The sequence below is a fragment of the Bartonella sp. TS82HLJMH genome, assembly GCF_042193495.1.
GTDB lineage: Bacteria > Pseudomonadota > Alphaproteobacteria > Rhizobiales > Rhizobiaceae > Bartonella > Bartonella grahamii.
The window spans coordinates 352-2744 of sequence record NZ_JBHILU010000049.1 but is presented as its reverse complement, the minus strand read 5'-3'; the positions used below and the strand labels follow the sequence as shown (position 1 = coordinate 2744).

General features: G+C 37.9%; 1 protein-coding gene. It reads right to left on the bottom strand.

Annotation, left to right across the window (positions count from 1 at the left end; all coding sequences use genetic code 11):
* Nucleotides 1-578: 578 nt before the first annotated feature.
* Nucleotides 579-2393: YadA-like family protein (locus tag ACFIKO_RS09015; RefSeq protein ID WP_375673844.1), on the bottom strand; the 1815-nt coding region annotated here is incomplete at its 5' end.

The following is a 2393-nucleotide window of genomic DNA, read 5'->3' as shown; positions in this document are numbered from 1 at the left end:
TACAGAATGAGTCTTTCCTATTTATACAATCGTGAAATATCCTTATAACTTTAAAATTCATAGATTCCATGCATTATAGACTTGTCTAGAGCTTCTGTTTCATAGTTTGTTTGAGGTATCCCATTTTGATCAAAATGAGTCTTACTCATAATTGCCGCTGTTGCATACCTCATGATTGCTACTGCTATGTACAGAGCAAATAAATAAAATAATAAAATGGGATTTTTACTTTTTTAAACGTATCCCCCCAATGGATATTTTCTATCAATGAAATTATAGAACGTACAGATTTAAAATACTGTGCGATTACGCACTCTATCAATTTATATGAGAGTATTACTCTGTATTTGTAAAATTTTTGTTAAAGTGCTTCACTTCTCATTAAAATAAATCTCACTAAGATTCTTACTATAGAATATATTGTTATGAGACTTTATAAGTATACTACTCTATATAAGTATACTACTCTATGGCTTTCTCTGTAAAATATTACTTCTCTATAATATAAAATTTCGCCCTTGTCTGATGAGACAAGGGCGAAACTTCGCTTAAATTGTAGTTTTTCATATACTCTGATATTATCTTAATTTCAGAGTTATTCCACCACCTACGCCCCACTGACCTCCGGCACTGGTCGCTGATAGATTAGAACGAATCTTGCCATCTTCAGATGTATAACCTGCACCAATAGCAAAGGCAGATTGTCCACGCCAAAAACCACCACCAAATGAAACACTTACAGATCCTGGATCATCGAAGTAACGTAAGTTAGACACTGCCAAACCAATCGCTGCTGCTTGCCTTGCCTCTTTGCGCACATTCGTAATATCATAACTTAGTGCGTCAAACTTCATATCGGTATAGGATTTCGCCTCGTTAACACTATCATTGACAAGACTATTAATTCTCTCATCCGTATACTTGTTCGCTTCAGAAAGAGTAATCTTCATCTGCTCCTCGGTATAATTATGTAACTGACCACCATTCACTGCGTCCTTAGAGCCTTTTTTAATTTCTCCATCTTTAACATTAGTAATCAAAACAGGTTCACTGTCATCGGCACCTTTTAGAGTGATGCTATTGGTTTTCTTTCCGCTTTCTTTATCAACATCATAGCTAACCGCAAGATTCACCTTGTTTTCAACTTCTGCTACCTTGTTTTCAACTGCTGTTACCTTTTCATTCGTCTCCCAGAGCTGTCCTCCATTCACGGCGTCTGTTGAATTTTCTACAAGAACACCCTTCTCTACATTGACAATCTTGCTGGGCTTACCATCATGACTAGCGTCATACCCTTCTTTTCCTGCGTCCCATGGGAATCCATTAGAAGCTACGCCAGGGGTTTCCTTCTGTTCAACAGCCTCAAGACGTTTATTGATCGTCAACATGCTCTGACGTACACCTTCAAACGCAGAAGCTACATTATTATAGGTTTGCGACTCATTCACAATACCACCTTCAACGAACGTCATAGCCGAAAAGGTTGGAGCTTTCCATGCGCCGCCGTCACTATATTTAGCACCACCACCGAAATAAGTAGCAACCTTGTTGCCGAAATCATAAAGTTGGGAACCATTGATTGCTTCGTCTGAGTTAGCAGAAATATTACCATTCACAAGACCAAAAAGACTCCGTTTTTTACCTGAAGTAGTCATAAGACTTACTTGAGTTGATTCTATGTCAGGAGAAATAGTTACCGGAGGCAGAGTCCCATCATCACCCATGGCATATTCTTCTTCATCCATGGCAAGAGGTAAGCTTCTCATAAAAGGAAAGCCTTCTGAAATAATATCATTCAAATCACCATCTTCAGAATTACGACTTTTTTCATCAATACCAGAGTTATTTTTTATATCAATAATCTGATTATTCAAAACTGTGAAAGCACTATTTACGCCAGAAAATGCATCCGCGACATTATTATATTTTTTCTCACTCTCATTACCATCCTTATCAAAGACTTTAACTGTAAAAGTAGGACCAGACCATTTCCCCTCTTCATTATATCCAGCACCACCGCCAAAATAATTTGCAAATGCCTGAGACATATAATAAAGCTGGCCACCATTTACTGCTTCAGTCGAGTTTTTCGTAAATGCACCACCCTTAACGCCAGAGAGAATTCGTGGGGCATTAACATTGTTTGCAATATCTATTCTATCGCCACTTTTGCTTCCCCCAATGGTAATAAGCCCAGCGCTATTTTGCTTAATAAAACTATCGCCTGTCACACTTTCAATCTTTTTATTAAGATTTGTAAAAGAACTACTTACACCAGAAAGTGCCTCCGCAACATTTCCATATTGCGTTTCAGCTCCATTACCATTCTCATCAAAGACTTTAACTGTAAAAGTAGGAGCATTCCAGCTTCCATCTTCACCATATCCAGCATC